The sequence below is a fragment of the Sedimenticola selenatireducens genome (assembly GCF_963675335.2).
GTDB lineage: Bacteria > Pseudomonadota > Gammaproteobacteria > Chromatiales > Chromatiaceae > Sedimenticola > Sedimenticola selenatireducens.
In genome coordinates this window covers 1,129,765-1,154,800 of the sequence record NZ_CAXXYC010000003.1, presented here as the reverse complement: position 1 = coordinate 1,154,800, position 25,036 = coordinate 1,129,765, and the positions used below count along the sequence as shown (strand labels likewise).

Genomic DNA, 25,036 nt, shown 5'->3' with positions numbered 1-25,036 from the left:
CGCTCTAAGGGCGTCAACAAAAATCAGGAATGATAATGGACAAAATTGCAGTTGTGGGTCTTGGATATGTTGGGTTACCGCTTGCGGTAGCGTTTGGTAAAAAGCGCGACACCATCGGTTATGATCTGGATGAACGAAAGCTTACCAATTATAGGAATGGATCCGATCCAAGTGGTGAAGTTGAACCTGAAGATCTGGCCATTGCCTCGCATCTCGAATACACCAGTGACCCATCCCGCCTTGCTGAAGCGTCGATTGTCGTGGTGGCGGTGCCAACGCCGATTGACCATGCCAGAAAACCTGACCTGTCACCCGTAATCGGAGCTTGTCGGACTCTGGCTGCTAACTTGAAACCAGGGGCTACGGTCGTTTTTGAATCAACGGTTTACCCGGGTTGTACCGAGGAGGTCTGTGTACCCATTATCGAGCAGGTATCCGGTATGCAGTGGGCCGGCCGCGATGGAACTGATAGTGGTGACCGCAACCGCGGCTTCTATATTGGCTACTCACCGGAGCGTATCAATCCGGGCGACAAGGAAAATCGTCTTGAAACAATCGTTAAGGTGGTCTCCGGGGATACACCGGTTACCCGCGAACTGGTCGCTGAACTCTATGAGAGTGTAGTCACGGCTGGTGTATGCCGAGCTTCTACCATAAAGGTGGCGGAGGCTGCCAAGGTGATAGAGAACACCCAGCGTGATCTGAATATTGCCTTGATGAATGAACTGGCGATGATTTTCCACAAAATGGGCATCGATACTGTAGACGTTCTTGAGGCCGCCGGTACCAAATGGAATTTCCTGCCATTTCGTCCAGGGTTGGTCGGGGGGCACTGTATTGGCGTGGATCCCTATTACCTGACCTATAAGGCGGAGGCTGTTGGTTATCATCCTCAGGTGATTCTTGCAGGACGCAAGACCAATGATGGTATGGGCAAGTATATTGCTGAACAGACGGTAAAACGGATGATTCAGGCCGGGCATTCCGTCAATGGCGCCAAAGTGGTTATTCTGGGACTGACGTTCAAGGAAAACTGCCCGGATCTGAGAAACTCACGGGTCGTGGATATTATCGACGAGTTGAAGAGCTACAACTGCGATGTGTGCGTGACTGATCCCATGGCTGACCCTGAAGAGGCGATGCATGAGTATGGCGTCCAATTGAAAAGCTGGGAACAGCTACCGCAGGCCCAGGCAGTTATTTTGGCGGTGGCTCATAGCCACTATCAGACGCTATCGGCCGCGGATTTTAAGGCAATTATGCAAGACGGTGCGGTAGTAATGGATGTGAAGTCGAAGCTTGACAGGGAAGCCTTCTCGGAAGCAGGCGTTAAACTCTGGAGACTTTAGTTTTATCTCATCAAAGAAGGGATATTTTACGATCCCTTCTTTGATGATAATTTATAAATCAGCTCGTTACATGTCTTAATGGAGAGGGCAGCATCTGATCATTGGTCATCTGTCGCAAAACCAGGTTGATTTCATTCAGCCCGAAAAAATGTTGCTCCTCGGTCATTCCAAACAGAAGAATCTGGCTGCAAATCAGATTGATTAACCGCGGAATACCGTGACTGTAGTTAAAGATGATTGGGTAAATTTCATCGGCCAGTTGGGGGTCATTATTCCATCCAACTTGTTTTAATCTGTGCCGGATATATTCACCCGTGCTGCTTTCGTCGAGTGGCTCAAGACAAATAACCGCATTTACCTGAGCATAGAGCTGTTTCAGTTTTTCCGTCAGCAACAATTCATGCAGTCCATCCCGGCCAATGAGAAAAATCTGCAAAAGGGGTTCAGATTTCCATCTCAACCTCATGAGAAGTTCAATCTTGCGTAGCGATTCAGTCTCCAGATTCTGTGCTTCATCGATAATCAGCAGGGGGCGTCGCCCAAAGTTACGCATTCCCGAAAGCTGTGTTTCCAATTCACTAATGACCTCTGCTTCATCATTAGTCAGTTGGCTAATACCGAAACCGAAGGCGATCATTCTGATCAAGTCGGTAGCTTGGAGCTGCGTAGAAACCAGATCAGCGGTGACAACGGGTTCATTTTTAATGGAGTGAATGAAATCTCTTAATAAGGCCGTTTTTCCTGTTCCCGATCTGCCTGTGACCAGTACAATTCCCTCACCGCGACGCAATGCATAGAGCATATAGGTCTTCGCATGGCTGTAGCTGGCGTGTTTGTAACAGGGTTTCGTATTTGGACTCAGTCGAAAGGGGTCTTCTTTCAGATGATAGAATTGTTCGTACATAGTTATATTTATGGCAGTCACTGCCATCCTTGTTTTTGATACCGGAAGCCTGTTCCCGCCACCGGATATCTTGGTTAATCTTCCCTGGGATATTCTTGTCTCACCCCGAACCGATGTTTTCAGCTACAGAACGATCACTGCCTGATTATTACATGGATATTCCCAGTATGCAGGCTTTCATTGAGGGACTCTTCTACTTTATAGTTCAGTTATTCGTGCTTTGTGATTTACTGGAGTTACTGGCGGCAATTAACCCATCGGATTAGCTCGCTGCACCTGGAACCCAATTCCTTTTCTTATTGGTGTTGGCCCCATTATCGAACCGGGGGATCTCCGGAAGTTATCTGAATGGGCAGGATTGATATGATAAATGTCATGCTAATGTACTAATGTATATATAATCTGTAACATGCTGATTATATGAATTAGATTTATTTTTTTCGGACCTGAATATAGTTCATGTCCCATCGAATATTGGGAGAATAGATCCCGCAGAGATGGCTGGTTAAAGAGAGGCGGTATTACCCGATATGGTTGGGAGTTGGCAATTATAGCAATGGTCAAGATAGGAATATGACAATTCACCACCTAAGTGGTGTACTAATCCGATTCTTGCGCCTGACAAAGGATTGACTGTGTCTTATGTATGAATCTTTTTATAATCTGAAAGTCGAGCCATTTCGACTGAGTCCCGATCATCGGTTCTGTTTCAGCCATAAGAGCTATGCCAAGGCCAAGGCATATATGCAGTATGCCATTCACAGGGCCGAAGGCTTTGTAATGGTTACTGGAAAGCCGGGGACTGGTAAAACCACCTTGGTCAACGATCTTGTTGATGGTCTATCCCAATCCCGGATAGTAGTTGCGACAATTGTCAGCACGCAGCTGGAAGCTGATGATCTGTTGCGGCTTGTGGCCTGTAACTTCGGGCTTGATATCGATGCCCCAAATAAGGCCGTGGTGCTTCAAGGTCTTTCCGTGCGACTGCGACGCTATCACGAAGAAGGAACCAGGGCACTGCTGATTATCGATGAAGCACAAGATCTCTCCGCATCCGCGCTGGAAGAGTTAAGACTGCTCACCAATCTCCAGCTCAATAATCAACCCTTGCTGCAGATTTTTCTTGTCGGTCAGGAGAATCTGCGTGAACTGGTGCAAAAACCGAGTATGGAGCAGGTTCATCAGCGCCTGGTGGCGGCCTGTCATCTCGAGGCGTTGAGTGAGCAGGACACAAAAGCCTATATCAGGCATCGCCTGGATCGAGTAGGCTGGAAGAATGACCCGACAATCGATGAGGGTGTATATCCGGTTGTATTTCAGTTTAGCAAAGGGGTACCAAGAAGAATTAATCTTATATGCAGTCGTTTTTTACTCCACGGATGTGTGGAGGAAAAGCATCGTATTCGCGCGTCTGATGTAAGAACCGTAGTCGGTGAACTACAGCACGAGCAACTGGCACCAATTGGTTTCAAGGCCGACTTGCCACCCTTGCTGGATGATGAGGAGTTTGAGTCTGACTTAGAAACCGCAGCAGAGGCGAATGATAACGAGACCTCACGATCCACTAAAGAACCGTCTGTTCCTGAGGCCGGGGTAGCGGAACAGCCGCCCACGAACGACAATCCAGCAGCTACCCCGTCGATTTCACCAGCACCGGTCAATCCGGGGGGTAACCAAATTGCCGATCTGTGCTCGCTTGAAGAGCAGGTAAGGCGGGAAGAGAGCCACTCCTCATATCAGTCCGATAATTCCCAACAGGATGTTATACAAGAGAACTATTTCTCGCTATCGGAAGCAGTGGATTTACCCTCGGAACCGATACCAATCCATAAGCCGGCAGAAACGCCGTTGGCGGAACACGTCTATGGTAACAGGTTCGCTAACGCACAGAGACGAGACGAAACTGGTGGTGCAAGGACTCATTATTACAATGAATATCAGGTGAGTGCCAATCCACACGGCATCGTCACCAGAAAATGGAGCATGCTGTCCACTGCGCTGATATTTTTGCTCATCGCGGCGGCGGTATTGATAGCGCTTTACGTCATCAGTCCACGACTGCTTCAGGACGGTATAGTGGATCTTGAACGACAAATTGATTCCAACATAAGCAGCGTGAGTAAAGATCCAACAACCAGTAAACCTGACCCGTTGCCAGTCAAGGACGAACTTAATAAAAACGAACAGGATAGTGGCGTAGCTGACCTGGAAAACCAGAGTCAGGCGGTACAAAACACAAATATCTCACCCGATACCGATCTGCAATCGAATGACAGTTCTCCTTTCAGGGAGGAGAAGAGTGGAGAGTTATCGACTGACCAGTTGATCGATGCTCAAAAAAAAACAGTACCGGAAATTGAATTAAGCAATATTTCTGCTTTACCTGATACAACGGAAACCGGTGGAGAAACTGGCGATTCAGTCCCACCACCCCAAGCCTCCGCTCATGACGACGACTTGCTACACTGGTGGCGATCGGCCCATCTGGAGGCAGTCAGACCGCCATACCAGCCCTCCACGCAGGACGATTTGCAACCGCCTAGTTCAATAGTCCAGGAACTAACGGACTCTGATACGATTGCACTGGCCTCGCAACGGTATCCCATCATACAAGGCAAAAAACAGAATCCGGAAGCGAAAGATAGTGACGCTATTTTCACTCCAGTGATAGCGGGTTCGCGGCCTGCGGAAACAGTCCTGCCTCCCCCTCTTGACCCACCTGTCGGCTCACAATCAATAGAACCGGTTGCCAGTCCGCTTCCCACAAACAGCGGGATCAAGGAAGATATTGCTGCCATATCTGAACCCCGGCGAAATAGTGGAGATACCTCACACAATTCCAAGTCGCTAAATACGCCTATGGATGGCAAGGAGGCAGATAAGTCGCCGCATACTGGTGAAGAGGATACCCTGCTCAGACTGCGGAAGAAAATTCTTTTTGGTAGCGACAGCGCGGTAATTTCTGATGAGTATCTAAGCTTGCTATCCGAAACGGTTGACTGGTTAAAGAGTCATGCGGGCCGCACCGTCCAAATTATCGGCTATGCGGATAGTAAGGGTGAGGTCGAGTACAATCAGGAACTTTCCCTGAAGCGGGCTAAAGCGGTTGCGGCCTATCTTGAAAATAACAATATTGCCAACAATCGTATTCATATTGAAGGACGTGGGGTTTACCCGGCAACCAACAATCTGTCCAATGATGGCGCAAATGCGCGACAACTACAGCGATTTGTTGAAATTGTCAGCAGCCCAACGGGTGATTGACCGATCACCCATGTATAGTTTGCCGCGTTTCTCTCCCATTGTTATATATACGAAGACAGGGCATCCGAGTGATATGGCATGAATGATACGCCAGTAACAGTTTTGCCGAAGTTTCACTATCTGGTCGAGAATTATCAAACAGAGGTGAATGATTTCCTCAAAGAGCGGTTTGACCGAATGTTTTTTGAAGTTGAGCCGGTCATGATCGACTTTGCCAGTAAAGCTGAAACTGATAACGCGCAGATCCTGTTTTTCGACTCCATCAGCCATATACAGGATCTGAGTGATCAGGTTACACAGGCCTATTTTGACACTCTTAAAACAGGCTTTTCCGCATTCCGTCGCGGACAGTCTATCCACTATCCAAAGCCGATTATCGAGGCGAACAACACTGAACAGATCGACATCGTAGAAAATAGTGACCTTGAGATACACATCGCCATTCAGTCGATGATCACCCGGTCGAGAAATAAAAACCATCAGGTGCTTTATCAAATCGGCCAGCGGCTGGCGGTTATGCAACAGGGCAGGAAACTTCGAGACCCGGATATACCGGCCTGTCCTGATCATATTGCCACAACTTTCCAGGCGGTCTCCTGCAGGTTTGAACTTGAGCAGAAACTGCTACTGATACTCTATGTTTTGTTTGAAAAGAATGTCCTGAATGATATTGGTACCTTGTATGCCGAAATAAACAAGATTCTTTCCGACGCCGGTATCTATCCTCATCTTGCACCCGTGGTTTCATTAAATAAAAGCAAGGCACAGAACAGTGAAGAACGTGTGCCGGCAGAAAACGAATCAAGCAGTCAGCCGGAAGCGGCAAAGAACACGTCACGGGGCAGGACCGAGCCGTTAACCAATGAGGATTTTTCTATTGGCGAAGCGGTGTTCAATTCCATCCTTTCACTGTTGACGGAACGACGCCGAACCGACCCCCGTTTCAAGGATCATCCGGAATATCGTCCGGATGGCAACCTGGAACAGCTGAGAAGCAAACCTGACCTGGTGACGGCGATCAATCAACTCGACATGCCAAAACATTTTGACATGGGGGTTTATGAATCCGAAACAGCAGCCACACTCACACCTGCCGATAGAAGTGCGGCTACTATTGAATACCTGCAAAAAAGGATCACCAGCGAAAGAGAAGATATTTATAGGGAACTGGATACAAATACCATTCCTACTGCTGACCTGGATACGATAGAACTGGTCGGCATGCTGTTTGAGCATATTCTCGATGATCAGGATCTTGCCAGTCTTACAAAAACCCTGATATGTCACCTGCATACGCCTTATCTGAAAGTGGCAATAATCGACCGTGATTTTCTGACCAATCCTGAGCATATCGCCAGAAAACTGCTGAATTTGGTGGTGAATGCCGGGCGCCGCTGGGTCGATGAAAACAATGTTGAGGCGGGTATCTATCACAGGATGAGCGACATGATTCAGATCATCATGCGCGACTTCAAGGATGACATTTCACTCTTCAGCCGTGCCTATGATGAATTCCTCGATCACCTGCAGGCACTGGAACATAAAACAAAAATACTTGAGGAGAGAACCAAGGAGGCCACCAGGGGGAAGGATAGACTGGAGTACGCACGGCTACGTGCCGATGAAGTTATGCACCAGCATTGCGCCGGAGTGCGCTTCCATCCGGTACTCTGGCAGTTCCTTTCCGTTGTCTGGGAAAACTATATGACTCTGCTGCTGTTAAGAGATGAACAGGCAGAAAAGCATAAGGAGTGGCGGACAGTCCTGATGGTGATCAATAGCGTCATCAAGATCAACAACGGCTACACAGACCCCCAAACAAGGGAATGGCTGAAGCACACCTGGCCACGACTAAAGAACAGCATCGAGTCAGGGCTTGATTTTCTTGGTAATACCAATCCATCGGAGTATGTTGCTTTACAGCAGGCAGTTCATGAATTACAGCGATCCACTCAACCGGAACCGGTAGAAAAAGTTGTCGTTCAGCCTGAGGCTGAACTGCGCACCAATAGAGAAGCGGTCAAGGGTATGCGATCAGAAAAAATGCGCAAACTCCTGGCAAAGGCACAACAAACAGATATCGGTAGCTGGTTTGAGTTTGATGAACCTGATGGCAAGTTACAGCGTGTCAAGTTGTCATGGTATAGCCCGGTGACAAATAATCATATGTTTATAGACCGCTTTGGCTACAAAGCTTTTATTCTGCCCACGGAAGTCCTGGTTTCGAGGCTGGCCAATGAGACAGCGCGCATTATTGAGCCAAACCGGTTCCCGTTCGTGGATCAGGCCCTGAAGAAGATCTACGGTCTGTTGCGAACCGGATAGTTCATTGCCGATACAGAATACGGCTGAAAGCATTTCGACAGTTCTGCGATAATATGCCGGGTTAACCAGATCAATCGGCATCCGGCTGGATGCCAGGGCGGCAATTGCACGTACTCACCAAGGCTGTAATCCTTCACCTTGGTTATTTCTGTTTATACACAAGGTATCGGCTTACATAATGAAAGCTCCTTATCCACACCTGCTCGCGCCGCTTGACCTTGGATTCACTGTGTTAAAAAACCGCGTTTTGATGGGCTCCATGCATACGGGACTGGAGGATAGAAAGGCGGATTATCCAAAATTGGCGGCCTACTTTGCCGAACGGGCTCGCGGTGGTGTTGGATTAATGGTGACCGGCGGCTTTGCACCGACACGGGCCGGCTGGTTGGCGCCTTTCGCCTCCAAACTGACCAGCAGGTTCGAGGTTAAACGGCATCGGTTAGTTACCGATGCGGTCCACCGGGAAGGCGGTAAGATCTGCCTGCAGATACTTCATGCAGGGCGCTACGGCTATACACCGATCAGTGTTGCCCCGTCGGCAGTGAAATCACCCATCACCCCATTCAAGCCCCGCGCACTCTCCGCCCGGGGGATACAAAAGCAGCTTGAAGGTTTTGTACGTTGCGCCCGTCTTGCGCAACAATCCGGTTACGATGGCATCGAGGTGATGGGTTCCGAGGGGTATTTCCTGAATGAGTTTCTGGTCACCCATACCAACCTGAGATCGGACAACTGGGGCGGGACATTCGGTAACCGCATGCGCCTGCCAGTTGAGGTGGTCAAACAAATCCGCGCGGCGGTGGGCCGGGAATTCATCATTATATTCCGCCTCTCAATGCTGGATCTGATTGAAAAGGGGAGCAGTTGGGAAGAGGTGATCGACCTCGCCAAGGCAATAGAAGCCGCCGGTGCCACATTGATCAATACCGGTATTGGTTGGCATGAGGCGCGAATACCCACTATAGCCACGATGGTTCCCCGCGCCAGCTTTACCTGGGTTACCGGACGATTGAAGGGTGAGGTGGGGATTCCGTTGATCACCACCAACCGGATCAATACCCCGGAAGTTGCAGAAGCGGTGATCGCACAAGGCGATGCCGATATGGTCTCGATGGCCCGACCAATGCTGGCCGACCCGGAGTTTGTCCGCAAGGCGGAGCAGGGCAGGGCCGATCAGATCAACACCTGTATCGCCTGTAATCAGGCCTGTCTTGATCATGTCTTTTCCCGGCAACGGGCCACCTGCCTGGTGAATCCACGGGCATGTTACGAGACTGAGTTGAACTACCCGCCGGCAGAGCGGCGCAAGCGCGTCGCGGTTGTGGGTGCCGGACCCGCCGGCCTGGCCTGCTCCACCATCGCCGCCGGCCGGGGGCATGAAGTGCATCTGTTTGAGGCAGATCCGCTTATTGGCGGACAGTTCAATATGGCCCGGAGGATTCCGGGAAAAGCGGAATTCAATGAGACCCTGCGCTATTTTAATCGCCAGATTGAACTGACGGGCGTGGTGCTGCATGCCGGACAGGAGGTGACAGCGGAGGAATTGATATCAGCAGGTTACGATGAGGTAGTGATTGCAACAGGTGTGCTGCCCAGAACCCCGACAATCACTGGTCTCTCTCACCCCAAGGTGCTCAGCTATATCGATGTATTGCGCGAGCAAAAGCCTGTCGGTGAACGGGTGGCGATCATCGGTGCCGGTGGCATTGGCTTTGATGTGGCCGAGTACCTTTCCCACAATGAACCGGAGACCGGTCCGGCTGAAGGGGTCGACGCCTTTCTTAACGAATGGGGAATAGACAAGAGCCTGGCTGCCAGGGGCGGAGTTGCCGGTATGAGGCGGGCATCCATAGCGTCGGGCAGAAAGATATATCTGCTGCAACGCAAGGCAAACAAGCCTGGTGCCGGCCTGGGAAAAACGACGGGCTGGATCCACCGGGCCACTCTGAAACATCGCCAGGTAGAGATGTTGGCAGGTGTCCGGTATGAGCGGATTGATGATGAAGGGTTGCATGTTGTCATTGATCACAAGCCGCGACTGCTCGACGTGGATAACGTCATTATCTGTGCCGGCCAGGAGTCGAGAGCATCGCTTTATGAAACGTTGCAGGCGCGGGGTGTAGCCGCGTATCTGATCGGTGGCGCCAAACTGGCGGGAGAACTGGATGCCAAGCGGGCGATTCGTGATGGGGCCGAGTTGGCCGCCGTATTATAAGCGAGGCATCACGCCTCGAAAGATTTCAGGGCATCAATATCCAGTATGGTAATGGCACCATACTTTACATCGACGATCTTTTCAGACTGCAGTACATGCAGGGCCTGGTTGACCCGTTGGCGGGAGATACCCGAGAGATTCCCCAACTCTTCTTGAGATACCTCCAGCTTGTAATGCATGCCGGGATAGAGGTTGAGATTAAACATGGAGGCCAGTGCACGGGCGACCCGCGCTTCCGGCGACAGGAAACGGTCATACTCCATATAGCCAATGAACTGGCCGAGACGTTCATTGAAATGGGTCAGCAGGAAGCGGTTAAAGCTGATGTTCTGTTCCAGCAGGGTGAAAAACGTCTCTGCAGGCATGAAGCCTATACGGGATTTCCGCAGTGCAACAATATCGTATCGCCTGGGTTCACGCTTCAGCAGAGAGCCCTCCCCAACCCAGCTGCCGGAAGGGATTCCGGTGATGAATGAGATCTGCTTGCCGGTGTGGGATTCACAGGAAATTTTTGCCAGGCCGTCGATAATACCGACCCACTCTTCAGTGGGGGAACCTTTCCGGCAGATAATGTCACCCGCGTTGAAGTGCCGCTCGTACAGCGTGTCCCTGACCAGCTGTTGCTGGGCCGGTGACAGGTCCTCCATCCAGGGGTTTTTAACCAGAAACTGTTCGAGAGTTTCCATAGCTCCAAATGTCATCTGAATGACAGAAAATAGAGAAATGAGTTGCTATGATAGCAGATCATAAGGGATTGAAATATCCAAGCTGAAATTGTGCTTGAAACAAGTATTGCATAATAAAAACAATGAGATAAAAGCTACCGGCCCACCTTGTCTGAAAGTTGTTGTATGTGGATGTTGAAGCGGGCCGTGATCAAAGGCGAATACTACGGAGCATTGTGACATGTCTGCACATATGAGTTTTTCAGTCGTCAACGAGACCTCTTCATTTATCTCCCCACTCCCCGTTGCACAGAACGATGCGTCCAGCCAGGTGGACGATGCAGTGATCCAGATACCCGATGCTTGCTGGGAACCGGTTGACTTCCTCGACGGCAATGAGAACGGCATACCCAGCCAACTGTTGGCAACCCTTTACGTCAATTCCTGTCCCATGCATTTTGAGGCTTACCTGGTGGATGAACAGGGTGATATCTGTGATGCCCGGCATCAGCAGGCGATCAACCTGGTCAAGGCGGCACTACGGGATGATGAACCCTGGAAGAGTTTCAGCTATGGCGGTCATGACTATGTGATGATCGCTATCCCGTTTGGCATAAGTCGCTGAAGGGCACCCCGGGAGTAGGGCGGAGTCAAGGTTCTTTGACTCCGTCCTCTTACGATCAATCATCCCGGTTTTCGATCACCCCGACAAAACTCTCCATAAAGCGATTGGCCTGGTAGGCATCCAGAGCCCGGTGGTCAATGGTCAGGGTGAAATAGGTCATGGGGTGGTTCTGTATTGAATCTCTACCTTCGATTGTCCCTGACAATGACCCGCTTTATGAGATAAATCATCGACTTCTTTTGTGTTGCTGCCGTGGTTCGTGGTTTGTTGCTCAAGTGAGAGTTGATTCAAAAAAACTGTGCTTATACCGCGGCTGGTTTGTATGCTATGCGCTTGATAAGGTGGATAATCACACTTCCATTTTGTGGAACTCGATATCTCAGGCGCCGAGGGAGGGCGATATGATCTGCATCAGCTGCGGCAGAACCCATCGGTACATCAGTTCTTCCGTTGATCAGGGCATGCACTGGCTGCGTCAGGATGAATCCACCCGGCTGGGTATCTGTTCTTTCTGTCCGGACTCTGTTGCCGCCTGGGATCAGGGTGCCCGGGATGTCCGTGATCTGGCCGCTGCGAAGCTAAAGACCGAACGTGAGACTGATCTGCCCGGTTGGTTGATCAAACATGCAAAATTGCCGTCCCTGCCACATGTGTTGATAGAAATCTATAAAGAGCTCGAATCGGAAACCGCCGGTATCGAGCGCATGATACAACTGCTTGAGACCGATCCCGGTTTAACGGCGCGGACACTCCAGATTGGAAACTCCGCTTATTACGGGGCGGCAAAGCAGATCACCCGGGTGGAAGACGCTATCCTGCGCGTCGGCCCATTCGACCTCTGGGCCTTGCTGATCTCCACCGAAGTCAAGAGCCTGTTTTTTGGTATTCGGCCAGATCTGATGGATATGAACAGCTTCTGGCAGCACTCCCTGTTCACCGCCTGCGCCTGCCGAGTATTTGCAGAACAGCAGCGTCAGGATTCGGCAGGGGAGCTGTTTGTTGCCGGATTGATTCATGATGTCGGCAAACTGTTGTTTCTGCAGATGATGCCGATAGAGTATGCGGATGTGATTAATCGTCATATTGGTGGCGATGAAGGCGCGGAACTGGAGGTGGAGCTGTTGGGCATTGATCATGCGCAATTGGGTGCGCGGCTTTTTGAGAATTGGGAGTTGCCGGGGATACTCATTAAACTGACCGCCGGTCACCACACGAAATCCTCACCATCGGAACAGGTGACGTTGCTGCGCCGGGCCGATAAGCTGGCGCATGAATACCTCGATCATAAACCAACCAATGCCGAGTCACAGGCACATACGGAACCGGCCATTCAGCCGATAGCCGCACTATTTCAACAGCTCACGGAGCTGGTACTTTGATCATGACCGATCATCTTTACAGACAGGTACCACTTGAATTTATCGAATTGCCTCCGTCGAAAATGCAGCAGCGTGCGGATGAGTTTCTTGAATTCATGAAACGTCGCCGCAGTATCAGGTCATTCTCGGACCGCCCGGTGGATCGAAAGGTGATTGAGCAGTGTCTCCGGACTGCCGGACGTGCCCCCAGTGGAGCCAATCAGCAACCCTGGAAATTTGTGGTGGTGAGTGACCCGGGGCTGAAACGCACAATCCGCTTGGCGGCTGAGGAGGAGGAGCGCGAGTTTTATTCGGGAGGCGCCTCGGAGGAGTGGCTTGATGCACTGAAGCCACTGGCTACCAATGCCGAAAAACCTTTCCTTGAATATGCCCCATACCTGATCGTGATTTTCAGCGAAAACTACGGGATCGATGAAGCGGGAAAAAAGATCAAGCATTACTATGTGCGGGATTCAGTCGGCATAGCAACCGGCATGCTGATCACGGCTATTCATAATGCCGGACTGGCCAGTCTGACCCATACACCCAGTCCGATGCGTTTTCTTAATCAGATACTCGACAGGCCGAAAAACGAAACCCCTACCATGATTCTGGTGGTCGGTTATCCAGAGGCGGGGGTCGGGGTGCCGGATATCGAAAAAAAATCTCTGGATGAGATTGCTGTTTTCAAGTGATCGACAGCGTGGCAGCCGGGCAAGCGGGACGGTATCGCTACCCTCAGTATGTCTCGTTCTTCGCCTCAGTCCAGCCTTCAGATCCGGAGCGGTTATTGGTTTCTGCTGGACGTTTCCTTGAGGCTATCTACCGGCGGGCAGGTTCTGAACTTCGCTGACGCCTGCTTGATTTCAGACCATGCCACACTGGTTGTCGCTGTCTTCTGTTCAGTTGCGATCCGGGGTGGGAGTCTATCCGGTTTCTCTGCTCTATACACGAATCGCCCAAACTTGGGTCTGCTGCTTGGCTACGGTGGAACTGTTCGAGAACGTATGACGCCGGGTATTATCCTGCTACAACAGGCTCTTACACGGATAAAGTGAAGCGGGACATGGGTCAAATAATGCTATTGTGTAGGCAATAACAAAACCGACAGGGGAATTAAGATGTCGTCCAGTCTGCTTTTTATCTCGGTTGTGGCGGTGATTGGCGGCGTTGCCGTCGCGCTGCAGGCCCAGTTGATGGCGTTGCTTGATCGGGGCATGGGTACTCTGGAGAGTGTATTTATCACCTATGGCAGTGGTGGGCTGTTGGTCGGCCTGTTGATGCTGGCTCTGCGTGGCGGCAACCTCTCGATATGGCATACCTTACCCTGGTATGCCTTTCTTTCCGGGGCCGCCGGCTTGGTGATTGTTGCCGCTATCGGATTCAGTGTTCCCCGGCTTGGGCTGGTGTCCGCTTTCACCTTGATCGTTGCGGCCCAGTTCATAGTGGGGGCACTACTGGATCACTACGGCATTCTTGGTGCCCAGGTGCGGGAACTGAACCTCCAGAAGATAGCCGGTATGCTGATACTGCTACTGGGGGTCTGGTTGACGGTTCGCAGTTGAACCAAGGCATGAAAGGAAAGCCGATATTGCAGGGTCTATATCCCTGACAGGTATGATTCCGCCGTGCGCTTCTGCTTGGCAGAACGACTGCCGCTACCAGGGAGCAACCTTCATGACCCAACCGGCAGCACATTGTTTGAAGCTGATTCTGGTTACTTGTTTCATGTTGCCGGTATCTGCGACCGCAGAGCGTATTGGTGACTTCGAACTCTATCCGGATCGGGCCTCTATCCCACTGGGGGAGATCCACTCGGGCGGGCCAGCAAAGGATGGCATCCCCGCCATCGATAATCCACGATTTGTACAATCCGGGGCGGTCGCTGATCTCAAACCGGAATCACGGGTTCTGGGATTGGACTGGAACGGGGTTACAAAGGCCTACCCGATAGGGATCATGAACTGGCACGAAATCGTCAATGACCGGTACGGTGAAGAACCTGTGGCGATCACCTACTGTCCGCTGTGTGGCAGCGGCGTGGCTTTTTCTGCGCGTGTCTCCGGTGAGGTATTACAGTTCGGTGTATCGGGTCTGCTCTATAACAGTGACGTGCTGCTCTATGACCGAAAGACGGAGTCACTCTGGTCACAGCTGCTGGCCCGTGCGGTCACCGGTGAGATGAACGGCACCCGGCTGAAGGTGTTGCCACTGGTGGTAACGACCTGGTTGGAGTGGCGGGCGCAGCATCCGGAGACATGGGTACTGTCGCGGGAAACGGGGTACACCCGAAACTATGATCGGGACCCCTATGCCGGCTATGAAACCAGCGAGGGGATCTATTTTCCAGTCAAGAAACAGGATCCGCGCTATCATCCGAAAGAACAGGTACTCGGGCTGGAGATAGACGGGCAGTTCAAGGCTTATCCGGTCGCCGAACTGAGTCGAACGGAGGGCGAGATCCAGGATCGGTTTGCCGGTCAGTCCTTCACCATCCACTACAATCCCGTCAGTCAGAGTGCACGATTTTTCGATCCTCAAGGTAACCAGATACCAGTTATCCGTTCATACTGGTTTGCCTGGTATGCGTTTCATCCCGACACCGCGGTATTTCGTCCGTGACCGCCGGGCCGATCAGCGATACTGGTCGATTCCGGTATCCTGCAGTCGGTCATAATAGCGCGCCCGGTAGAGATGACGCACACCTTGTTCATCATTTTGAAATGCCGTTCGGTCGTGGAGGATGTTGTTACTGATCAGCCCCATTCCCGGTTCCAGTCTGCCACGAAAGATGTAGGGCGAATCACTGTTGAGGATTTCGCTCAGGGCTCCCAGCGCCTCTTGGGTAAGCGGGTCTTCGGACCAGACGACGTGGCGGGTCCGGATGGTATAGCGCATGTGCAGGTTGCCACAGGGCATGATGGAAAAAACCGGGCCGACCTCCTCTTGCCGGGCCACTTCGCTCATGTTCATGCGCGGTGGTATGGTCATTACATCCGGCCCCATAAGCGCGGTAATGAATTCAGGGTTCCTGTCACGCAGCAGGATATAGGCAATTTCATGATCGAGCAGGGCGTTTTCGCCGCCGCTGCCGGCACTCTGGATACAGTGCAGGATCAGCGAGTGGATCTGCTCTTCGGGCCTGTTGTAGTAGCCATCAGTGTGCCACTTGATGGGGCGATTGGAGTAAGGGATGTACTGCTGTCTTACTCCGTCTGCGGCGACTTTCAGTGAGGTAAGACCGGTGTCATCCGAAAGCCAGTTGTGATTCAGGTGCCTGGCGCCAAACTGTCGTCCCAGCGAGAGCGGAATCTCGGGGTCCGGATCACTCCCGGTCTCGCTGATGTAGATGGCCATATTGGCCTTCTGTACCCGTTTCCTGATGGCGTTGAACTCGTCATCGCTCAGGCAGCGTGGGTCCCTGACCAATACCAGCAGTTGTTCCAGGGAAGTGGGGTAGCCGGCCAGTTTTCTGGCCCGCCAAGCCTGATAAAAACCATCATCATCCAGACTGAATGGTGTTCTGATCACATCTTCGGAAACGGCTGTATCGGGCATCTGCGGACTACCGGTCAGGAAACATTCAATAAATATTAGCAATTACTAACAAACACTGCCAGTAGACCGATGCGCGGCAGGCGTCACCCTGTTGGCTGCACCGATGTTTATCATTTTAATTCAGTCAGATATGAAGGATTGTTGCTAACCTTCCTGATCCAGTAGCGGAAACAGTGCGTCAATCTTTGCCGCGCAAATGAAATCGTTTTCTGAGAGGTTGCCGATTGCATGGGTACTGTACTGTACCTTGCAGCGGTTATAGCCTACCTCCAAATCCGGGTGATGATCCTCCCCATTGGCTATCCAGGCCACTGCATTGACAAAGGCGATGGTCTGGTAAAAGTTTCTGAAGCGAAACTCGCGGGTAATGGCCTGGGTAGCACCGACCAGTTGCCATTCCGCTGACAGGCTTGCCAACAATGCTCGGCATTGTGCCTCTGACAAGGGAGGTGTTTGGGGGTTACACGCTTTACAGTGCCTTGTCTGCAGCGCGGCAGACTTTGCTTCCGCATGTGACATGACTGCACCTCAAGTTACCGTCGTTGATTGATTTCACTGCATTACCAGTATGGTACAACTCAAGCGGATCTGCCGGGAGAGAGTGGTACTGCGGTTACATCTGAAACATTAAGTTGTTGCCTACGAATGTGCCAAATAGGTTAGAAACAGCTATGGAATTCCACAAGCCGGCTTAATTGCCAATCATGCTGATGACAGGGTTTCCGATAACCGGATGTTGCGGTTTGGGATAATTGCGCGTAATACGCTTGACGTAGTTTTGGGTTTCCCGATAGGGAGGAATTCCGCGATAACTCTCCACGGCATTTTCACCTGCATTATAGGCCGCCAGTACCAGTGATACCTCTCCATCGAAGCGCTGCATCAGCCATTGCAGATAGGCCATCCCTCCGTGCATGTTCTGTGAAGGGTCCCAGACATCCGCAACGCCAAAACGCCGGGCAGTGGCTGGAATCAGCTGCATCAATCCACGGGCATCCTGTGGGGAGTGGGCCTGCGGGTTAAAATTGGACTCGGCCCATATCACGGCAAGCACCAGATCGGGCTCCAGGCCGTAGGCGGGAGCCCAGACCCTGACCCAGTGTTCAATCTGCTGACGATTTGGATTTTGCTGTTTCTTCAGGGTACTGCATAGGGGGTCCTGACGTGGCTCCACTGCAGCCAGAACCTCCAGCATTCGTTTGGCGGCGGGATCCCCGGCGGCAGCGGCCTTTTCAAACCACCCGGCCGCCACCGATGGGTCCTGCGCAACCCCGCGACTGTTGAAATACATCCAGCCCAGGGCATAGTAAGCCTCGGTGTCTCCCCGGTCCGCTGCCATGCAATAGAGCCGGTAGGCCTTTTGATAGTCCTGCCTTACACCACGCCCATGCTCATACCGTACAGCCAGTTCGCGCAGGCCATCCGCTTGTTGCGGATTTGCCGCCAAGCAGAAAACGGGCGTCAGAAGAAGAAATAAAAGGGCAGGAAATAATCTGTAGTGCATGGCTGAGTCACCGGCGTGAAGATGCCCATGCATTACGCAAATATTATTCCATAACGCTAAATTATTATTAATGTCAGCTGGTTACAAATTTCATGCAGATCCAAAACTGGTCCAGTGTAAAATTGCCTGACAACATTGATCGGCTATTCGTGTACCACCAGCACATCGCAGTTTCCGTTTTCAATAACATGCTTGGCGGTGCTGCCCAGCAGGACACAGAGTCCATGGAATCTATGTGAACCAATGACCACCAGGTCGGATTGCTGTTGTGCTGAATAGGCGGATACCGCCCGATCGACAGACTCCGATGTCACCACCACCTCTTTCTCCACCTTCAATCCTTCAATGACCGATGTAAAAGCCTCCAGGCCGCGCAGTCGGAGATTTTTTGCCGCACTCGCTTTTTCCTTATCGTCAGCAAAATTGTCCACAACATTCAGGAGGGTCAGTCGTGCGTTGTATCGTTTGGCCATACGCACGGCTTTGTAGATGGTCATCAATCCCTGATCATTGAGATCGGCGGCAACCACGATATGCCGATAATCGACCACATTTTCATCGTCTGCGTCGGTTGTATTGCGAACCACCAGGGCGTCGCACTCTCCATGATCGCAGGCGGTTTCACTGCTTTCCTGGAGCAGCGGCTGCAGTTGCCCGTAGAGGCCGCTATCCAGGACGATCAGGTCACCACTCACCTCATCCGCCAGCCGGACTATCTCAAGCAGACTGCCTTGAGCACGCTTCGTCTGTACGATTTCAGAATGTTCGGCAGTCAACTCATTCAACCGTATGCTATCGGCGGCTTCGGATGTTTCTGCGATATGTGCCAGCGTCACCTGACTGTGCAATTTTGCAGCGACATTTGCCGCCCTGATAGTGGCCGGCTGCCGGGTTTCTGATGGCGAGAAAAGAGCGACAATACTGTGGTAGCCAACGGATTGCTTTGTTGTCATGGGCCGTTACCTGGTAGCTGAAAGTATCTCTAGCATAAGTGTGAAGCTTTGCTGATTACAACTGCATTGAGTTTACTTGCGGATTGGATACGGCCTCAAGCAGTTGCGTTACACCGGGATAGTCGGCCCGGGTTAATTGATACTTTCGTCCGCAACTACCCCAGGATTCCCCGGCTTCGATGGCGCGTTTCAGATCATCTGGCCGATCAATGATCAGGCCGCCGGTTGAGTGGATACCCAGGTCGAACAACAGATCGGGTAGTCCACTGGCACTCGGGCCAATCAGGTTTATCTTTGCCGGATTCCCGGCGGCCTGGATAATCGATTCAATGGTGTTGTTGATCAGGGTCGAGGCGGTACACAGGATATAGTCACAATCAGCCAACGCCTCTGGGGTGGTAAAAACCGCCAGTCCCAGTTCTGCCGGCACCCGTTCAGGTTGCTGCTCTATGACAGTGACCTTTTTTCCCTGGGCGAGATAGCGTTCTATCAGAGGTCCGAAAAAGCCCACCATGCCGATATGGGTATCGGGCAATTCGCTGTCGGCCCGCTTGCCAATGGTGGAGGGGTCAAAGCCGGCACGCTTCATCAGATGCTGACTGAGTGCGTTGAATGCGCCCAGGGCCAGCGCGCTGCGGGGGATGTTGACGCCATCGAGATGACGGGCAATGGTGACAGGTGATTGCCCGATGGTTGCATGAGCTGTTGTCTCCACCCATTCCCGGGTTTTTTCAAGGCAGGTATAAAATGGCCCGGTGCTGCCATCACTCAGCACAACGAAACCAAAGTTATCCTTTATATCCGCTGACGCCTCATCGACAGGAAGCAGAATTTGCCCAATCAGCGGAAGACTGATGGCGTTGTCGATCTGAGAAATCAATTCATGATAGTGGGTTAGGTAGGACATATTCTGGTGACCTGTTATCTGTTCACTAAACTATAGAAGAACCGGCTGTTTCGTGACCGCGACTTTACCATATCGCAAAAGGAGACGCGGACGCGGTAATAGGCCCGATTGTGATTGCTCCCGGGGATGACGGGCGCTACCATGATTGCGCCAAAATCGGCCGGCCCCATTGATCATCGTCGCCCATGAATGATGCTATTTCAAATCTCTTTCCACAACCTGTCTGGAAGCATTTTGACCAGCTTACCCGGATACCCAGACCCTCGCACCATGAGGCGGCAGTACAAGCGTACGTCATGCGGGTGGGTGAGCAACTGGGGCTGCAGGTCATCAGAGATCAGGTAGACAATATCCTGATCAGAAAGGCGGCTTCTCCCGGTATGGAGTCGGCGCCTGGCGTTGTGCTTCAGGGACATCTCGATATGGTCCCACAGGCCAATGCCGATACCCGGCATGATTTCACCAAGGACCCTATTCAGACCCGGATTGAACAGGACTGGGTGAAGGCGTCCGGTACCACCCTGGGAGCGGATAACGGCATCGGTGTGGCGGCGGCCCTGGCGGTGCTGGAATCCCGTCAGCTCAAGCATGGCCCAATAGAGGCGCTGTTCACCAGCAACGAGGAAGATGGCATGACCGGCGCTTTCGGTATCAGGCCGGATTGGTTGCAGGGGAAACTGTTACTTAATATGGATTCCGAAGACGAAGGCGTCCTCTGTATTGGCTGTGCCGGTGGTGCCAATGCCAGTACTCGCCTGGAGTACACACCCGAGGCCATTGAACCCGGCTGGATCGGCTATCGTCTTACACTAAAAGGTCTCAAAGGAGGGCACTCAGGGGTAGATATTCACCGCGGCAGGGGGAATGCCAATAAACTGCTGTCCCGTTTGCTATCGGTTGCTGAATCGGTTTGTGATATTCGGCTCAGTTCATTCGCCGGAGGCAATATGCGTAATGCCATTCCTCGGGAGGCGACCGGCGTATTCCTTGTGTCGGCATCCAGAACGGCAGAGCTGAAGGCATTGATTGAAGTTCATTCGGATGCCATAACGTTGGAACTGGCGGCCGTCGAACCGGATCTGTCGATCGAACTTCAGCCCGATACAGGCGCGGAATATTGGCTGCCGCAAGGCATTCAACAAGGATTGCTGGATGCTTTGATGGCCTGCCCGAACGGGGTAATGCGCATGAGCGACACCATGCCCGGACTGGTGGAGAGCTCAACCAATCTTGCCATTGTAAATGTGGCGGATGGCCGTATTGAGATCAAAAGCCTGATCCGCAGTTCGGTTGACTCTGCTCGCGATGAGCTTTGCGCGGTTCACCAGTCACTGTTCAGGCTGATCGGGGCGAAAACCGTGATTGATGGTCAATATCCCGGCTGGAAACCTGACCTGAATTCACCGCTATTGCGGATCATGCGCCACGCCTACCAGGAGATTTTTGATAACGAGGCCGAGATCGGGGCAATCCATGCCGGTCTCGAGTGCGGCATCATCGGGGGTAAGTACCCGGGGCTTGATATGATCTCGTTTGGGCCTACCATCCGCTACCCGCATTCGCCGGATGAATGCATGCACATTCCCTCGGTGCAGCGGTTCTGGGATCTGCTGGTTGCGACACTGGCGCGTTTGCAATAATTCAGCATATTTCTGAAAAGCATTTATAAAACAGGACCCTATCCATAAGTGGTGGCTGCTCTATACATAAGAAAAATTGAATCTATGGCGCATTGCATCAATCGAGGCAGTGTATTACGGTTTCGCAATGTCAATTAAACACCCCATTATCGTAATCACCGGCTCGTCGGGCTCCGGCTCCAATCGGGTTAGTGATGTGTTCAATCACATTGCCTGGCGAGAAAAAATCAGCCATCTCATCGTGGATGGCAGTGCGTTCCACCGCTATGAACGGGATGAGATGGCAGTACGGGTTGAAGAGGCCTGCGCCGATGGCCGCTACCTGAGCCATTTCAGTCCCGACGGCAATAGGCTTGATCTGCTGGAGTCCCTGTTCAGCGAGTTTTCATCCAATGGTTCTGGCCAGTACAGACACTATCTTCACACCGAAGATCAGGCGCAACAGCACGGTCAGGAAGTAGGCACCTTTACCCCGTGGGAATCTCTGCCGTCGAATCTGGACCTCTTGGTGTATCAGGGATTGCACGGTGCGTTTACCGGCCCCGATGTCAATATTAAGCGGCATGTGGATCTGACCCTGGGGGTCGCTCCCATTGTCAACCTGGAATGGATTCAGAAGATCCATGTCGATATCAAAAATCGGGGTTATACGCTGGATGCAGTGCGCGCTGCTATCCAGCACCGGTTGCACGACTATGTCCACTACATCACGCCGCAATTCTCACAGACCGATATCAACTTTCAGCGTATTCCGTTGGTGGATACTTCCAATCCGTTCGACGCACGGGATATGCCCGAGAATGACGAAAGTATGGTGGTGATCAGTTTCCGGGAACCCAGGGACCATGACTTTGCCTTTCTGTTGAAACGGATTGACGGTGCCTTCATGACACGGCGTAATTCTCTGGTGGTGCCAGGCGGCAAGATGGAATTCGCCATGGAGATGTTGTTGAACCCCCTGGTGCATGAGATGATGGAACGGCGCCGTCAGTTACAGGAGATCTGATCATCACTTCCGATAACACTAAAGACCGTGCCATCCTCGAAGCGATGCGCAAGGTATTAAGCGCGATCATCCGGGACACAACACCACCGCCGGGCATGCGCCACCCCCTGACCGATGAGACGATTCAGGATGTGCGGGTCTGCCTGGGGATGATTACGGCCCGAGAACGGGAGCTGGGTGACGAGGCGGGCGAGACAGCGCAACGCCCCTATTATACGGACGCGCAGCCCACCTCAACCGTTGTTCCGTTCGACCTGGGCAAAGGCAAGGACAAGGACGGGGAGTAGCCGCGGCCTGTCGAATGACAGCCCGCACCGGTTACTCTTTACTCGAACAGCTATCGATATAACGCCGCTGCAGATCGGCGAAGTTGTCGATCCGCCGGTCCCTCAGGAAGGGCCAGATACGCCGTACCGATTCGCTCCGTTCCAGATTGACCTCTACGAGCAGGATGTCCTCGTCTACGCCTGATTTTCCGAGGATTTCTCCCTGTGGACCGCAGACAAACGAATGTCCCCAGAACTGTATGCCTCGGCTCTGGCCAGACGGGTCCGCTTCGTGACCGATCCGGTTGCAGGCCGCCACCGGCAGACCATTGGCAACAGCATGACCCCGCTGCACCGTGACCCAGGCATCGCGTTGACGCATCTGTTCGTCCTCATTATCAGTCGGGTCCCAGCCAATGGCGGTGGGGTAGAGCAGCAGTTCAGCCCCGGCCAGTGCCATCAATCTGGCGGCCTCGGGATACCACTGATCCCAGCAGATCAGCACACCCAGTCGGCCGACGCTGGTGTTGATCGGGGTAAAGCCTAGATCGCCCGGGGTGAAGTAGAACTTCTCATAGAATCCCGGATCATCCGGAATATGCATTTTTCGATAGCGCCCGGCTACCCTGCCATCGCTGTCAAAAACCACCGCGGTGTTGTGATAGATGCCGGCGGCCCGCTTTTCGAACAGCGAACTGACAATCACCACGCCCAGTTCAGCGGCCAGGGCACCGAAGTGCTCGGTGGAGGGGCCGGGGATGGTCTCCGCTAGATCAAAAACACCTGTCTCCTCGGTTTGACAGAAGTAGGGCGTGTTGTGTAGTTCTTGCAGTAATATCAGCCTTCCACCCGCCTTCGCGGCCTGGCGTATCCGGTCGGTGATGAGCGCCAGATTTGTATCTCTGTCACTGCCACAGGCGTGCTGTACCAGGGCGATCTTGAGGGATTTGCTGTTGTTCATAGATAGTGTCTGAAAAATGGTTTCGGTGCCCCGGAAGGCAAACAGTTGTGGGCCGATTTAACAGGATTCAACGGGTCGTCACAACCTCGATCTGTATGGATCAGTCGGACAGAGCCGGGGAGAGTGTCACCTGCTGTGGAAACTGCATGGTGATACAGTGCAGGCTGCCGTTCTGTCGGATCAGTGGCAGGCAGTTGATCGGAATAATCTCGCGTTCCGGAAAACTCTCCTGCAGACGGCGAACCGCTTCCACATCCTGGGGAATATTATAGACCGGCAGCAGCACCGCTCCGTTGATAATCAGGAAATTGGCATAACCTGCCGGCAGACGATCACCATGCTCCGATATGATTGGCGGGATCGGCGGTAGCGGTATCAGTCTGTAGGGTGTCCCGTCGCGCTGCCGGAATTCACGGAGTTCTGCGGCCATCGCTTCCAGTTCCTGATGATCGGGGTCGTCCGGTGTTGCCGTGGCATAGAGTATGGTCGCCGGGTCGCTAAACCGGGCCAGGGTGTCAATATGGCCGTCGGTGTCATCGCCAGAGAGATGGCCATTATCCAGCCATAAAAATCGCTCAAGCCCCAACTGCCGGGTAAGCAGGTTCTCAACCTGCGCTGTTGTCAGTTGAGGATTTCTGCTCTGGGTCAGGACCGAACTGCGGGTCGCCAGCAGTGTTCCCTGGCCATCGGTTTCCACTGCGCCACCCTCCAGCACCAGCGGTACGGTCCGGTATTCGGCGTCGGTGAATAAGCCTGAATGGAACAGGTTCTGATTGATCCGGTTATCCAGATCGGCGGGATATTTTCCACCCCAACCGTTGAACTGAAAATCCAGCAGCAGGGCACCTTTATCACCGATACAGGTCAAAGGCGCGTGGTCCCGGGCCCAACTGTCATTGGAAGGGGCGATGGCGAACAGCAGATGGTCTGTGTCGATTGCCGCGTCAGCCAGTTTTTGACTGATAACCCGCTGGTGGCTCTTGCTGTTACAGACGATCAGCAGCTGTTGAAATCGGGTCACCTGCCGGCTGATCGAAAGGTAGACCCGATCCACGGCTTCGAGATGTTCGGCCCAATCGGTCTCCCGGTGTGGCCAGGTCAACATGATGGCGGATTGCGCCGCCCATTCGGCGGGCAGAAGGTATTCGGGTGTCAAGGAAGCGGTTCCATAGGACACCGGCCAGCGGCCGGTGTCTGGGTTGTCAACGGTGAACGACGGTGTTGATCACGTATTCGTTTTCAAAATAGACAGTGAAATCGGTATAAACCCAGCGACTGATTGGCGGTTCACCGACCCAGGGTAACTCCTGTGCAGGTGCCCCGAACTGGGCGCGAACACTGTTCATGCTCTGCCCGGTGCGCGGGCGCAACAAACCGTCACTGCTGTTTGCCGGTGCCTGCTCTATGGCATCGAGCAGGAGCACATCGGCTGATATCAGAGGGGGAATGGAGGCGAGCGCGGCAACCAGTAACAGTGTTGAAATGGGTTTCATAATATAGGAACTCCTGTCCTCTTATTCTCTAAGGTAAAATATA

General features: G+C 52.5%; 23 protein-coding genes. 12 read left to right on the top strand and 11 right to left on the bottom strand.

Annotation, left to right across the window (positions count from 1 at the left end; all coding sequences use genetic code 11):
- Positions 1-35: 35 nt before the first annotated feature.
- Positions 36-1,349, top strand: coding sequence for a nucleotide sugar dehydrogenase (locus ACHZBF_RS09020; protein WP_029133792.1), 1,314 nt, complete (start codon positions 36-38; stop codon positions 1,347-1,349).
- A gap of 58 nt (positions 1,350-1,407) precedes the next feature.
- On the opposite strand, the gene ACHZBF_RS09015 is transcribed toward ACHZBF_RS09020, so the two are convergent.
- Positions 1,408-2,151, bottom strand: a complete 744-nt coding sequence (locus tag ACHZBF_RS09015) for an AAA family ATPase (RefSeq protein ID WP_169720409.1) — start codon at positions 2,149-2,151, stop codon at positions 1,408-1,410.
- Positions 2,152-2,895: 744 nt separating this feature from the next.
- On the opposite strand from ACHZBF_RS09015, the gene ACHZBF_RS09010 reads away from it, so the two are divergent.
- From ACHZBF_RS09010 to ACHZBF_RS09000, 3 genes are all read left to right on the top strand, one after another.
- Positions 2,896-5,517 (top strand): AAA family ATPase, encoded by a 2,622-nt coding sequence (locus ACHZBF_RS09010; protein WP_321528242.1) that lies wholly within the window; start codon positions 2,896-2,898, stop codon positions 5,515-5,517.
- Positions 5,518-5,595: 78 nt separating this feature from the next.
- The gene (locus tag ACHZBF_RS09005; RefSeq protein ID WP_084610073.1) at positions 5,596-7,842 is read left to right on the top strand and encodes a DUF1631 family protein; all 2,247 of its coding nucleotides are present in this window, start codon (positions 5,596-5,598) and stop codon (positions 7,840-7,842) included.
- A 178-nt stretch (positions 7,843-8,020) separates the two neighbouring features.
- Complete coding sequence (locus ACHZBF_RS09000) at positions 8,021-10,057, top strand: NADPH-dependent 2,4-dienoyl-CoA reductase (RefSeq protein WP_321528241.1); 2,037 nt, start codon at positions 8,021-8,023, stop codon at positions 10,055-10,057.
- A gap of 8 nt (positions 10,058-10,065) precedes the next feature.
- Here the strand turns inward: ACHZBF_RS09000 and ACHZBF_RS08995 are convergent, their stop codons facing one another.
- Complete coding sequence (locus ACHZBF_RS08995) at positions 10,066-10,743, bottom strand: Crp/Fnr family transcriptional regulator (protein WP_029133795.1); 678 nt, start codon at positions 10,741-10,743, stop codon at positions 10,066-10,068.
- A gap of 220 nt (positions 10,744-10,963) precedes the next feature.
- Between ACHZBF_RS08995 and ACHZBF_RS08990 the strand changes: the two genes are divergently transcribed.
- Positions 10,964-11,347, top strand: a complete 384-nt coding sequence (locus ACHZBF_RS08990; RefSeq protein ID WP_037375349.1) for a hypothetical protein — start codon at positions 10,964-10,966, stop codon at positions 11,345-11,347.
- A gap of 55 nt (positions 11,348-11,402) precedes the next feature.
- On the opposite strand, the gene ACHZBF_RS08985 is transcribed toward ACHZBF_RS08990, so the two are convergent.
- Positions 11,403-11,552, bottom strand: coding sequence for a 2-oxo acid dehydrogenase subunit E2 (locus ACHZBF_RS08985; RefSeq protein WP_335342962.1), 150 nt, complete (start codon positions 11,550-11,552; stop codon positions 11,403-11,405).
- A 196-nt stretch (positions 11,553-11,748) separates the two neighbouring features.
- On the opposite strand from ACHZBF_RS08985, the gene ACHZBF_RS08980 reads away from it, so the two are divergent.
- The 4 genes from ACHZBF_RS08980 (at position 11,749) to ACHZBF_RS08965 (ending at position 15,327) form a co-directional block, all read left to right on the top strand.
- Positions 11,749-12,726, top strand: coding sequence for an HDOD domain-containing protein (locus ACHZBF_RS08980; RefSeq protein ID WP_321528239.1), 978 nt, complete (start codon positions 11,749-11,751; stop codon positions 12,724-12,726).
- Positions 12,727-12,728: 2 nt separating this feature from the next.
- Positions 12,729-13,400, top strand: coding sequence for a nitroreductase family protein (locus tag ACHZBF_RS08975; RefSeq protein ID WP_321528238.1), 672 nt, complete (start codon positions 12,729-12,731; stop codon positions 13,398-13,400).
- Positions 13,401-13,826: 426 nt separating this feature from the next.
- Positions 13,827-14,270, top strand: a complete 444-nt coding sequence (locus ACHZBF_RS08970) for a DMT family transporter (protein WP_029133799.1) — start codon at positions 13,827-13,829, stop codon at positions 14,268-14,270.
- A gap of 163 nt (positions 14,271-14,433) precedes the next feature.
- The gene (locus ACHZBF_RS08965) at positions 14,434-15,327 is read left to right on the top strand and encodes a DUF3179 domain-containing protein (protein ID WP_321528237.1); all 894 of its coding nucleotides are present in this window, start codon (positions 14,434-14,436) and stop codon (positions 15,325-15,327) included.
- 12 nt (positions 15,328-15,339) lie between these two features.
- On the opposite strand, the gene ACHZBF_RS08960 is transcribed toward ACHZBF_RS08965, so the two are convergent.
- The 5 genes from ACHZBF_RS08960 to ACHZBF_RS08940 all read right to left on the bottom strand — a co-directional run bounded on the left by ACHZBF_RS08960 (position 15,340) and on the right by ACHZBF_RS08940 (position 19,627).
- Positions 15,340-16,263 carry a TauD/TfdA family dioxygenase gene (locus tag ACHZBF_RS08960; RefSeq protein WP_321528236.1) on the bottom strand — a complete coding sequence of 308 codons (924 nt, stop codon included), beginning with the start codon at positions 16,261-16,263 and terminating at the stop codon, positions 15,340-15,342.
- 144 nt (positions 16,264-16,407) lie between these two features.
- Positions 16,408-16,782: a 4a-hydroxytetrahydrobiopterin dehydratase gene (locus ACHZBF_RS08955; RefSeq protein WP_029133802.1), complete on the bottom strand. Its 375-nt coding sequence runs from the start codon at positions 16,780-16,782 to the stop codon at positions 16,408-16,410.
- 172 nt (positions 16,783-16,954) lie between these two features.
- On the bottom strand, positions 16,955-17,767 hold the full coding sequence (locus ACHZBF_RS08950; RefSeq protein WP_321528235.1) for a transglycosylase SLT domain-containing protein: 813 nt from the start codon (positions 17,765-17,767) through the stop codon (positions 16,955-16,957).
- 143 nt (positions 17,768-17,910) lie between these two features.
- A complete protein-coding gene (locus ACHZBF_RS08945; RefSeq protein ID WP_321528234.1) occupies positions 17,911-18,720 on the bottom strand; it encodes a universal stress protein in 810 nt (269 codons plus the stop codon).
- A 55-nt stretch (positions 18,721-18,775) separates the two neighbouring features.
- Entirely contained in the window at positions 18,776-19,627 is an 852-nt protein-coding gene (locus ACHZBF_RS08940) for a Rossmann-like domain-containing protein (RefSeq protein WP_321528233.1), read from the bottom strand.
- Between the two features lie 185 nt (positions 19,628-19,812).
- On the opposite strand from ACHZBF_RS08940, the gene ACHZBF_RS08935 reads away from it, so the two are divergent.
- The 3 genes from ACHZBF_RS08935 to ACHZBF_RS08925 all read left to right on the top strand — a co-directional run bounded on the left by ACHZBF_RS08935 (position 19,813) and on the right by ACHZBF_RS08925 (position 22,560).
- Positions 19,813-21,267, top strand: coding sequence for an aminoacyl-histidine dipeptidase (locus ACHZBF_RS08935; RefSeq protein ID WP_321528232.1), 1,455 nt, complete (start codon positions 19,813-19,815; stop codon positions 21,265-21,267).
- A gap of 127 nt (positions 21,268-21,394) precedes the next feature.
- Positions 21,395-22,273, top strand: a complete 879-nt coding sequence (locus tag ACHZBF_RS08930) for a phosphoribulokinase (protein ID WP_321528231.1) — start codon at positions 21,395-21,397, stop codon at positions 22,271-22,273.
- Positions 22,274-22,317: 44 nt separating this feature from the next.
- On the top strand, positions 22,318-22,560 hold the full coding sequence (locus ACHZBF_RS08925) for a segregation and condensation protein A (RefSeq protein ID WP_321528230.1): 243 nt from the start codon (positions 22,318-22,320) through the stop codon (positions 22,558-22,560).
- Positions 22,561-22,591: 31 nt separating this feature from the next.
- Here ACHZBF_RS08925 and ACHZBF_RS08920 read toward each other — a convergent pair whose 3' ends face one another.
- The 3 genes from ACHZBF_RS08920 to ACHZBF_RS08910 all read right to left on the bottom strand — a co-directional run bounded on the left by ACHZBF_RS08920 (position 22,592) and on the right by ACHZBF_RS08910 (position 24,993).
- Entirely contained in the window at positions 22,592-23,500 is a 909-nt protein-coding gene (locus ACHZBF_RS08920; RefSeq protein WP_321528229.1) for a carbon-nitrogen hydrolase, read from the bottom strand.
- A 100-nt stretch (positions 23,501-23,600) separates the two neighbouring features.
- A complete protein-coding gene (locus ACHZBF_RS08915; protein WP_321528228.1) occupies positions 23,601-24,656 on the bottom strand; it encodes an agmatine deiminase family protein in 1,056 nt (351 codons plus the stop codon).
- A gap of 46 nt (positions 24,657-24,702) precedes the next feature.
- A complete protein-coding gene (locus ACHZBF_RS08910) occupies positions 24,703-24,993 on the bottom strand; it encodes a hypothetical protein (RefSeq protein WP_051302278.1) in 291 nt (96 codons plus the stop codon).
- Between the last annotated feature and the right edge of the window lie 43 nt (positions 24,994-25,036).

Bases quoted from the DNA above. Each gene is read 5' to 3' on its own strand.
- ACHZBF_RS09020 (WP_029133792.1), top strand. From the start codon at position 36: ATGGACAAAATTGCAGTTGTGGGTCTTGGATATGTTGGGTTACCGCTT.
- ACHZBF_RS09015 (WP_169720409.1), bottom strand. From the start codon at position 2,151: ATGCTCTATGCATTGCGTCGCGGTGAGGGAATTGTACTGGTCACAGGC.
- ACHZBF_RS09010 (WP_321528242.1), top strand. From the start codon at position 2,896: ATGTATGAATCTTTTTATAATCTGAAAGTCGAGCCATTTCGACTGAGT.
- ACHZBF_RS09005 (WP_084610073.1), top strand. From the start codon at position 5,596: ATGAATGATACGCCAGTAACAGTTTTGCCGAAGTTTCACTATCTGGTC.
- ACHZBF_RS09000 (WP_321528241.1), top strand. From the start codon at position 8,021: ATGAAAGCTCCTTATCCACACCTGCTCGCGCCGCTTGACCTTGGATTC.
- ACHZBF_RS08995 (WP_029133795.1), bottom strand. From the start codon at position 10,743: ATGGAAACTCTCGAACAGTTTCTGGTTAAAAACCCCTGGATGGAGGAC.
- ACHZBF_RS08990 (WP_037375349.1), top strand. From the start codon at position 10,964: ATGTCTGCACATATGAGTTTTTCAGTCGTCAACGAGACCTCTTCATTT.
- ACHZBF_RS08980 (WP_321528239.1), top strand. From the start codon at position 11,749: ATGATCTGCATCAGCTGCGGCAGAACCCATCGGTACATCAGTTCTTCC.
- ACHZBF_RS08975 (WP_321528238.1), top strand. From the start codon at position 12,729: ATGACCGATCATCTTTACAGACAGGTACCACTTGAATTTATCGAATTG.
- ACHZBF_RS08970 (WP_029133799.1), top strand. From the start codon at position 13,827: ATGTCGTCCAGTCTGCTTTTTATCTCGGTTGTGGCGGTGATTGGCGGC.
- ACHZBF_RS08965 (WP_321528237.1), top strand. From the start codon at position 14,434: ATGTTGCCGGTATCTGCGACCGCAGAGCGTATTGGTGACTTCGAACTC.
- ACHZBF_RS08960 (WP_321528236.1), bottom strand. From the start codon at position 16,263: ATGCCCGATACAGCCGTTTCCGAAGATGTGATCAGAACACCATTCAGT.
- ACHZBF_RS08955 (WP_029133802.1), bottom strand. From the start codon at position 16,782: ATGTCACATGCGGAAGCAAAGTCTGCCGCGCTGCAGACAAGGCACTGT.
- ACHZBF_RS08950 (WP_321528235.1), bottom strand. From the start codon at position 17,767: ATGCACTACAGATTATTTCCTGCCCTTTTATTTCTTCTTCTGACGCCC.
- ACHZBF_RS08945 (WP_321528234.1), bottom strand. From the start codon at position 18,720: ATGACAACAAAGCAATCCGTTGGCTACCACAGTATTGTCGCTCTTTTC.
- ACHZBF_RS08940 (WP_321528233.1), bottom strand. From the start codon at position 19,627: ATGTCCTACCTAACCCACTATCATGAATTGATTTCTCAGATCGACAAC.
- ACHZBF_RS08935 (WP_321528232.1), top strand. From the start codon at position 19,813: ATGAATGATGCTATTTCAAATCTCTTTCCACAACCTGTCTGGAAGCAT.
- ACHZBF_RS08930 (WP_321528231.1), top strand. From the start codon at position 21,395: ATGTCAATTAAACACCCCATTATCGTAATCACCGGCTCGTCGGGCTCC.
- ACHZBF_RS08925 (WP_321528230.1), top strand. From the start codon at position 22,318: ATGCGCAAGGTATTAAGCGCGATCATCCGGGACACAACACCACCGCCG.
- ACHZBF_RS08920 (WP_321528229.1), bottom strand. From the start codon at position 23,500: ATGAACAACAGCAAATCCCTCAAGATCGCCCTGGTACAGCACGCCTGT.
- ACHZBF_RS08910 (WP_051302278.1), bottom strand. From the start codon at position 24,993: ATGAAACCCATTTCAACACTGTTACTGGTTGCCGCGCTCGCCTCCATT.